General features: G+C 63.2%; 5 protein-coding genes. All 5 read right to left on the reverse strand.

Going from position 1 to position 5,392, the window contains the following annotated elements; genetic code table 11:
• The coding region (locus tag EOA33_RS22930) for an ABC transporter ATP-binding protein (RefSeq protein ID WP_145989241.1) at positions 1-642 on the reverse strand (642 nt) is incomplete at its 3' end.
• Between the two features lie 10 nt (positions 643-652).
• The gene (locus EOA33_RS22935) at positions 653-1,735 is read right to left on the reverse strand and encodes an ABC transporter ATP-binding protein (RefSeq protein WP_126054725.1); all 1,083 of its coding nucleotides are present in this window, start codon (positions 1,733-1,735) and stop codon (positions 653-655) included.
• A gap of 38 nt (positions 1,736-1,773) precedes the next feature.
• Positions 1,774-3,300 (reverse strand): glycerol-3-phosphate dehydrogenase, encoded by a 1,527-nt coding sequence (glpD, locus tag EOA33_RS22940; protein WP_127406661.1) that lies wholly within the window; start codon positions 3,298-3,300, stop codon positions 1,774-1,776.
• Between the two features lie 127 nt (positions 3,301-3,427).
• Positions 3,428-4,195: a DeoR/GlpR family DNA-binding transcription regulator gene (locus EOA33_RS22945; RefSeq protein ID WP_126054727.1), complete on the reverse strand. Its 768-nt coding sequence runs from the start codon at positions 4,193-4,195 to the stop codon at positions 3,428-3,430.
• A 122-nt stretch (positions 4,196-4,317) separates the two neighbouring features.
• Positions 4,318-5,392 (reverse strand): aspartate aminotransferase family protein (locus tag EOA33_RS22950; RefSeq protein WP_145989242.1); only part of this gene is annotated, 1,075 nt, incomplete at its 5' end.

The raw sequence follows: 5,392 nt of genomic DNA on the forward strand, positions 1-5,392 counted from the left end.
CATGACCACCACCCGGTCAGCGAAGGTCAGCGCCTCGGTCTGGTCGTGCGTGACATAGACCATGGTGTAGCCGAAACGGCGGTGCAGTTGCTTCAGCTGCGAGCGCAGCACCCACTTCATGTGCGGGTCGATGACGGTCAGCGGCTCGTCGAACAGGATGGCGTTGACGTCCGAACGCACCAAGCCGCGGCCAAGCGAGATCTTCTGCTTCTGGTCGGCGGTCAGGCCGCGCGCTTTCCTGTTCGCCCATGACGCCAGAGCGATCATCTCCAGCGTCGCGCGCGCCTTGCGGTCGACATCGGCCTCCGGCACGCCGCGGTTGCGCAGCGGGAAGGCCAGATTGTCGTAGACGGTCATGGTGTCGTAGATGACCGGGAACTGGAACACCTGGGCGATGTTGCGCTCCTGAGTCGACAGCCTGGTGACGTCCTTGCCGTTGAACAGCAACTGGCCGTGCGAGGGGTGGAGCAGGCCCGAAATGATGTTGAGAAGCGTGGTCTTGCCGCAGCCGGAAGGCCCGAGCAGCGCGTAGGCGCCGCCATCCTCGAAGGTGTGGTGCACCTCCTTCAGGGCGAAATCTGAATCCTTCTGCGGATTGGGCAGGTAGGAGTGGCGGATGTGGTTGACGTCGATGCGTGCCATCGCTTCCTCCTCAAGCCGCGAGCTTCGGCGCGGCGGCCACGGCGCGGCCGTTTCCGTCGAAGACCATGATGTGGCGCGGATCGATGAACACCTCGACCATGGCGTCGGGCTCGAAGTCGCGGATGCCGTGGGTCAGCATCACCCAACGGGCGTCGGCGAAATCGAGATGGATGAAGCTCTCCGAGCCGGTGATCTCGGTGATGGTGACCTTGGCCCGCACCGGCACGGCGGCGGCATTGGGCCGCTCGAGCGACAGATGATGCGGCTGGAAGCCGATCGTGTAGATGGCGTCGGCAATGCCGGTGAGCTCGGCCGGCACCGGCAGCGTCACGCCGCCCTCGAGCAGGAAAACCGGACCCTTCTTGGCGAGCACGATGGTGTTGAGCGGCGGATCGGCAAAGGTTCTTGCCGTCACCAGGTCGACCGGCTTGCGGAACACCTCGATGGTCGGGCCGAACTGGGTGACGCGGCCTTCCGAAAGTGTCGCCGTATTGCCGCCGAGCAGCAGCGCCTCGTGCGGCTCGGTGGTGGCGTAGACGAAGATGGTGCCGGCGGCGGCGAAGATCTTCGGCAGCTCGGCGCGCAGCTCCTCGCGCAGCTTGTAGTCGAGATTGGCGAGCGGCTCGTCGAGCAGCACGAGGCTGGCGTTCTTGACGATGGCGCGGGCGAGCGCGGTGCGCTGCTGCTGGCCGCCGGACAGGCTGAGCGGGGTGCGGTCGAGATAGGGCGTGAGCTTCAGCAGTGCCGCGGCGTTGCGCACTTCCTTGTCGATCTTCGCCTGCTCGGCGCCGGCGACCCTCAGCGGCGAGGCGATGTTCTCGTAAACGGTCATCGCCGGGTAGTTGATGAACTGCTGATAGACCATGGCGACGTTGCGCTTCTGCACCGGCTGGCCGGTGACGTCCTTGCCGTCGAACCAGACCGAGCCGGAGGTCGGCGCGTCGAGGCCGGCCATCAGCCGCATCAGGCTGGTCTTGCCGGACAGCGTCGGTCCGAGCAGCACGTTCAGCGAGCCGTGCTGGAGCGTCAGCGACACGTCGCGGATATGCTCCGCCGCGCCGACCGTCTTCGACACGTTTCTCAATTCCAGCATGATGCCTCCTCCCCGGCTCTGTGCATCACACGGCCATCCTATTCGGCCGCCGCGACATGGCGGCGACTTATTCCACGCATGAATTCGTCGAGCGTCGCGGCCTGCTCGCGACTGAGATGCAGGCCACGCTTGGTCCGGCGCCACAATACATCCTCAGCGGTCAGCGCCCATTCGTTTTCGACGAGGTAGCGAACCTCGGCTTCGTAGAGATCAGCGCCGAAGTTGCGGCCGAGATCGGCATTCGACTTGGCGAGCCCCAGCACGGCCTGCGCCAGCGTGCCGTAGAGCCGGGTCAACCGACGCGCCAGGCGCTGATCGAGGAACGGATAGGCGCTCTTCAGTTTCGCAACTTGCGCCTCGAAGCCGGTGGGCGGGAAATTGCCGCCCGGCAGCGGCGCGTTCGAGGTCCAGGGCTTTCCGCGCTTGCCGAGGAAGCTTTCGATCTTTTCCAGCATCGATTCCGACAGCCGGCGATAGGTGGTGATCTTGCCGCCGAAGGCGTTGATGATCGGCGCGGACCCCTCGCCGCCATCGGTTTTCAGAACATAGTCGCGGGTCGCTTCCTGCGCCCTAGAGGCGCCGTCGTCATAAAGCGGGCGCACGGCCGAATAGGTCCAGACGATGTCGGAACGCTTGACCGGTTGCGCGAAATACTCGCTTGCCGCGGCGCAGAGATAGTCAATCTCGGTGTCGCTGATCTTCACATCATGCGGATCGCCCGGATAGTCGCGGTCGGTGGTGCCGATCAGCGTGAACTCTTCCTCATAGGGAATGGCGAAGATGATGCGGCCATCCTTGTTCTGGAAGAAATAGGCGCGCGGATCATCGAACTTCTTGGCGATGACGATGTGGCTGCCTTGCACGAGGCGGACATTGTGGACGTCGTTCTGGCCGACCGTCGCCGAAAGCACGTGATCGACCCAGGGGCCGGCGGCGTTGACCAGAAGCCTGGCCTTGACTTCCTCGGTGTCACCGGTCCTCAGGTCCTCGAGCCGGATTGCCCAGAGGTCGCCTTCGCGACGCGCGCCGACGACCTTGGTGCGGGTGCGGATGATCGCGCCGCGGTCGGCGGCGTCGCGAGCATTCAGTGCCACCAGGCGGGCATCGTTGACCCAGCCGTCGGAATATTCGAAGGCCTTGCGAAACAGCGGCTTCAGCGGCTTGCCGGCCGGATCCGTCCCCATGTCCAGCGTCTTCGTCGCCGGCAGCAGTTTGCGCCCGCCAATATGGTCGTAGAGGAAAAGGCCGAGCCGGATCAGCCAGGCCGGCCGCAGGCCCTTGGCGTAAGGCAACACGAAACGCATCGGCCAGATTATGTGCGGCGCGTTCTTCCACAGAACCTCGCGCTCCATCAGCGCTTCGCGTACCAGGCGGAATTCGTAAAACTCAAGATAGCGCAAGCCGCCATGGATCAGCTTGGTCGAGCCGGACGAGGTGCCGCTGGCCAGATCGCTCATCTCGGCGAGAAAAACCGAGAAGCCGCGACCAACCGCGTCGCGGGCGATGCCGCAGCCGTTGATGCCGCCGCCAATGACAAAAATGTCATGGATCGGTGATGCGTCCAAGAAATCCTCCAGCGATTTCGCATTGCAGCATTTTTGGTCTTTTGCGAAACCGTTACGGAATTAATTCGAAATACGAACGAATGTCAAACGAAATATCACAGCGCCGTGAAAGCCACGTTAGCCGGCCCTAGCCGAGCGATGTTTCGATCAGCTGAACCTCTGCCTCCTCGCAGATCTTGCGCACCGAGGGGATGTCGCAACGATCGGTGATGAAGGTGTTGACCTGCGACAGATGGCCGATGCGAACCGGCGCGGTGCGTTCGAACTTGGTCTGGTCGGAAACCAGGATGACGTGCCTGGCGTTGGCGATAATGGCTTGCGCCACTTTCACCTCGCGAAAATCGAAATCGAGCAGCGCGCCATCATGGTCGATGGCCGAGGCGCCGATGACGGCGTAGTCGACCTTGAACTGGCGGATGAAGTCGACGGCGGCCTCGCCGACGACGCCGCCGTCGGAGCCACGCACGACGCCGCCGGCAATCACCACCTCGATCGAAGGATAGACACGCATCCTATTGGCAACATTGATATTATTGGTGATGACCATGAGGCCGTTGTGGTCCAGCAAGGCCTTGCTGACGGACTCGGTCGTGGTGCCGATGTTGATGAAGAGCGAGGCGTTGTCGGGGATCAGCCTGGCGGCGGCGCGGCCGATCGCCTCCTTCTCCTCGGCGGCGATCTTGCGGCGCGCCTCATACTCCATGTTCTCGATGCCGGAGGGGAACAGGGCGCCGCCATGGATGCGTGTGAGCAGGCGCTGGTCGCAGAGATCGTTGAGGTCCTTGCGGATGGTCTGCGGCGTCACGTTGAAATGCGTGGCCAGATCGTCCACCAGCACACGGCCATGATCCTGGGCCATCTGGACGATTTCAGCATGGCGCGGGGACAGAAACATCTAGTGCCTCCCGTTTTCGTTTTTCTTGTGTATATCCGAAAACGAAAGCAATGAAAAGGCAGATGCCGACTAATGAAAATCATATGATCGCAAAACCGGCGCAGCTCGATAGGGGACTTGCCTCAAGTAAGGCAGCGTGCGATTTCGGTGATGACAGCAAATGCCGCGTCGATATCGTCCGCCGTCGCCTCGAACTGGCCGGCCTGGAAGCGGATCGCGACCCGACCATCCACTTTGGTCTGGGTCAGGTAGATGCGGCCATCGTCGTTGATGGCATTGACCAGTCGAAGGTTGTGTTCATCTGAATCGGCGCCCGCCCCTCCCTTATGCCGAAACGAAAATAGCGACAGCATCGGCTCGGTAACGATGTCGAAATCCGCCTCGCCTGCCAGGCGCCTGGCGAGGCCTTCGCTCCAGGCGACGTGGTTACGGATCATGGCGCGCAGGCCTTCCAACCCATGCGCCCGCAACAGGAACCAGAGTTTGAGCGCCCGGAACCGCCGACCGAGCGGCACCGACCATTCGGAATAGTTGATGATACCGTCATGACCATGGGTCTTGAGATAGTCCGGCTTGATGGCCAGCGTACGCACCAGATCTTCGGGCTGGCGGATGAACTGGATCGAGCAGTCGAACTGCGCGCCCAGCCATTTGTGCGGATTGAAGACGATCGAATCGGCGCCTTCGACGCCGGCCCAGAAATGCCGATACTCCGGGCAGATCATCGCCGATCCGGCCCAGGCGGCGTCGACATGCAGATAGAGGCCGTGCCGTTTGGCGACAGCAGCCGCGGCGGCGATGTCGTCGGTGCCGCCGGTGCTGGTGCCGCCGACGCAAGCGATGATACCCGCCGGCCGCATACCGGCGTTGCGGTCGGAGACGATCGCGGCTTCGAGCGCCGCGGTGTCCATGGCACGGAAACGGCCGGCGACCGGAATGCGGATGAGGTTCTCCTCGCCGATGCCGGCGACCCAGATGGCGCGATCGATCGAGGTGTGAACCTGGTCGGAGGAATAGACGCGAAGCCTCGCCTGCCCTGTCAGCCCTTCCTTGTTCCCCTGCCAGTCGAGCGCCCGCTCGCGCATGGTCAGCACCGCGGCCAGCGTTGCCGACGAAGCCGAATCCTGGATGACGCCGGAAAAGCCATCGGGCAGGCCGAGCGCCTGGCGCATCCAGTCGACGGTACGGGTCTCCAAC

It is taken from the genome of Mesorhizobium sp. M4A.F.Ca.ET.050.02.1.1 (assembly GCF_003997725.1).
Taxonomy (GTDB): domain Bacteria; phylum Pseudomonadota; class Alphaproteobacteria; order Rhizobiales; family Rhizobiaceae; genus Mesorhizobium.

Bases quoted from the DNA above. Each gene is read 5' to 3' on its own strand.
- EOA33_RS22935 (WP_126054725.1), bottom strand. From the start codon at position 1,735: ATGCTGGAATTGAGAAACGTGTCGAAGACGGTCGGCGCGGCGGAGCAT.
- EOA33_RS22945 (WP_126054727.1), bottom strand. From the start codon at position 4,195: ATGTTTCTGTCCCCGCGCCATGCTGAAATCGTCCAGATGGCCCAGGAT.